General features: G+C 62.0%; 3 protein-coding genes. All 3 read left to right on the forward strand.

Features of this window, described 5'->3' with window-relative positions:
• A partial coding sequence (locus F8N62_RS31025; protein WP_150714186.1) for a potassium transporter Kup occupies window positions 1-1,741 on the forward strand: 1,741 nt, incomplete at its 5' end.
• Between the two features lie 289 nt (window positions 1,742-2,030).
• A complete protein-coding gene (locus tag F8N62_RS31030) occupies window positions 2,031-2,528 on the forward strand; it encodes an MFS transporter (RefSeq protein ID WP_150713805.1) in 498 nt (165 codons plus the stop codon).
• Between the two features lie 30 nt (window positions 2,529-2,558).
• Window positions 2,559-2,908 (forward strand): class II glutamine amidotransferase (locus F8N62_RS31035; RefSeq protein WP_191632477.1); only part of this gene is annotated, 350 nt, incomplete at its 3' end.

Raw genomic sequence — 2,908 nt, forward strand, 5'->3', positions numbered from 1 at the left:
CCATGACGGCGTGTTGGGCATCCTGGCGCTGATCTTCTGGTCGCTGATCTGGGTGGTCTCGATCAAGTACATGATGTTTGTCCTGCGCGCCGACAACCAGGGTGAAGGCGGGATCATGGCGTTGACCGCGCTTGCGCGGCGGGCAGCGGCGGGGCACAAGAGATTGCGCACCTTGCTGGTGGTCTGCGGGCTGATCGGCGCGGCGCTGTTCTACGGCGACAGCATGATCACCCCGGCGATTTCCGTGCTCTCGGCGATTGAGGGCCTGGGGCTGGCCTTCGATGGCATCGACCATTGGGTGGTGCCGCTGTCGCTGATCGTGCTGGTGGCGCTGTTTTTGATTCAGCGTCACGGCACCGCGCGCATCGGCATCCTGTTCGGGCCGATCATGGTTACATGGTTTGTGGTACTGGGTGCGCTGGGCGTCTACGGCATCCTGCAACACCCGGAAGTGTTGCAAGCGATGAACCCGGCCTGGGGCGTGCGTTTCTTCATTGTTCACCCGGGCATGGGCGTGGCGATTCTTGGCGCGGTGGTGCTGGCGTTGACCGGCGCCGAAGCGCTGTACGCCGACATGGGCCACTTCGGGCGCAAGCCGATCGCCCGCGCCTGGTTCATCCTCGTGCTGCCGGCGCTGGTGCTCAACTACTTTGGCCAGGGTGCGTTGTTGCTCGGCGATCCGGAAGCGGCGCGCAACCCGTTTTATCTGTTGGCGCCAAGTTGGGCGTTGATTCCGCTGGTCGGCCTGTCGACCCTGGCCACAGTGATCGCTTCGCAAGCGGTGATTTCCGGTGCGTTCTCCCTGACCCGTCAGGCGATCCAGCTCGGCTACATTCCGCGCATGCACATCCAGCACACCTCCAGTGCCGAACAGGGCCAGATCTACATCGGCGCGGTGAACTGGGCATTGATGGTGGGCGTGATCCTGCTGGTGATCGGCTTCGAATCCTCCGGCGCCTTGGCCTCTGCCTATGGCGTGGCGGTGACCGGCACGATGCTGATGACCACCATTCTGGTGTCGGCGGTGATGTTGTTGCTGTGGAAATGGCCACCGATCCTCGCGGTGCCGGTATTGCTCGGCTTCCTGCTGGTGGACGGTCTGTACTTCGCCGCCAACGTGCCGAAAATCGTTCAGGGCGGGGCCTTCCCGGTGATCGCCGGTATTGCGCTGTTTGTGTTGATGACCACCTGGAAACGCGGCAAACAGTTGCTGGTGGAACGCATGGACGAAGGGGGGCTGCCACTGCCGATTTTCATCAGCAGCATCGCCGTCCAACCGCCGCATCGCGTCCAGGGCACCGCCGTGTTCCTCACCGCCCGCCCGGACGCTGTGCCTCATGCGTTGTTGCACAACCTGTTGCATAACCAGGTGTTACACGAACAGGTGGTGCTGCTGACGGTGGTCTATGAAGACATCCCCCGAGTGCCGCCAACACGGCGCTTCGAGGTCGAGTCCCACGGCGAAGGGTTCTTCCGGGTGATCCTGCACTTCGGCTTCGTCGACGAACCGGACGTGCCGCAGGCCTTGAAGTTGTGTCATCTCGATGACCTGGACTTCAGCCCGATGCGCACCACCTACTTCCTCAGCCGCGAGACGGTGATTGCCTCCAAGCTTGAAGGCATGGCCCGCTGGCGCGAGGCGTTGTTCGCCTTCATGTTGAAAAACGCCAATGGCAATTTGCGCTTCTTTAATCTGCCGCTGAACCGGGTGATTGAGTTGGGGACGCAGGTCGAGATGTAAGCCCGCGACATCAAAAAGCCCTCGTTGCCGTAAAGGCGGCGGGGGCTTTTTATTGTCTGGCTCTTACTCCGAGCCAGCACAGATCCCTGTGGGAGCGGGCTTGGTCTGGGCGGCATTCCGACGATGGCGTCAGTGCCTTCAACATCCATGTTGGCTGGCAATCCGCCATCGTCGGAATGCCGCCCAGACCAAGCTCGCTCCCACAGGTTCGGTGTCTGCCCAACAGCCATTGGTGCAAGCCTGCTGTGCGAAAAGTCGTTACTATAAGCGCCTCTTTGCCTGCCTTGCCATGGACACCATGACCGAGAACGACTATCTGATCGCTTGGGGCCTTTACGCCTTTGCCGCTTTGGGCTGCCTGTTGGTGTGGATGCGCATGACCCGCTGGATGTGGCGCTGGCTGCGCGAGCCGCTGCGACTGCTGGTGGCGGTGTTGCTGTTCAGCCCGACCATCATTGATCCGGTGAAGGAAAAAGTCGCCCCGGCTATCGCCATTACCGCTTTGGACCTGGCGTTCAAAGTCGGCAACAACGCCTGGCGGGCGGTTTCCGATCTGTTGATGTACGGCATGATCGCCTTCGGTATCTACCTGGTGTTCGTGGCGATTCGTTTCCCGCTCGAACGCGCCTCCAACGCCCGCAAGGAGCGCACCGCCGCCGCCAAGGCTGCGGTCCGGGCCGACGAGCCTGAAGAGGATCATCCTTTCGGCGGTGCCGGCGATGATCGCTACGGTCGCCCGCCAGTCCCGAGCAATCCCCAGCGCATGCGGGTCGAACCGCGTTTGTAACCTTGCCCCTGCCTTTCAGAGAATCCGAGCATGTGTGAGTTATTGGGCATGAGCGCCAATGTCCCGACCGATATCGTGTTCAGCTTCACCGGGCTGATGCAACGCGGCGGCCGCACCGGCCCGCACCGTGACGGTTGGGGCATCGCATTCTATGAAGGCCGTGGCCTGCGCCTGTTCCAGGACCCGGCGGCCAGCTGCGAGTCGGAAGTCGCGAACCTGGTGCAGCGCTATCCGATCAAGAGCGAAGTGGTGATCGGCCACATCCGCCAGGCCAACGTCGGCAAGGTCTGCCTGTCCAACACCCATCCGTTTGTGCGCGAACTGTGGGGTCGCAACTGGTGCTTCGCGCATAACGGCCAGTTGGCGGAGTTTGAACCGAT

The organism is Pseudomonas fluorescens (genome assembly GCF_902497785.1).
Taxonomy (GTDB): Bacteria; Pseudomonadota; Gammaproteobacteria; order Pseudomonadales; family Pseudomonadaceae; genus Aquipseudomonas; species Aquipseudomonas fluorescens_BO.

Coding starts and splice junctions, on each gene's coding strand:
- F8N62_RS31030 (WP_150713805.1), top strand. CDS start 2,031: ATGGACACCATGACCGAGAACGACTATCTGATCGCTTGGGGCCTTTAC.